Here is a 260-nt window from a genome sequence, read left to right as displayed (position 1 = left end):
GACACACTCAACGACGTCATCAACGCCTTACCGGCGCAAACCTTCTCGGACTGTTTCATCAACTGGGTCGACGGGATGCGCGAGGATGATCCCGACATCGTCGCCATCGACGGCAAGACCTCGCGCCGCGCCCACAACCGCAGCAGGGGACAGAACCCGCTGCATCTGGTTTCAGCCTGGGCCGCACGCCAGCGTCTCGTGCTGGGACAGCAGGCTTGCGCGGAAAAATCCAACGAGATCACGGCCATCCCCGAATTGCT

At 61.9% G+C, this 260-nt stretch carries 1 protein-coding gene; it reads left to right on the top strand.

Annotated features, from left to right (window positions below; genetic code table 11):
- The coding region (locus C5748_RS27595) for an ISAs1 family transposase (RefSeq protein WP_146119673.1) at window positions 1-260 on the top strand (260 nt) is incomplete at both ends.

Source organism: Phyllobacterium phragmitis (assembly GCF_002980495.1).
GTDB lineage: Bacteria > Pseudomonadota > Alphaproteobacteria > Rhizobiales > Rhizobiaceae > Paramesorhizobium > Paramesorhizobium phragmitis.
Note: the sequence above shows the minus strand (reverse complement) of the source record. Positions and strands in the feature narration are given on the sequence as shown.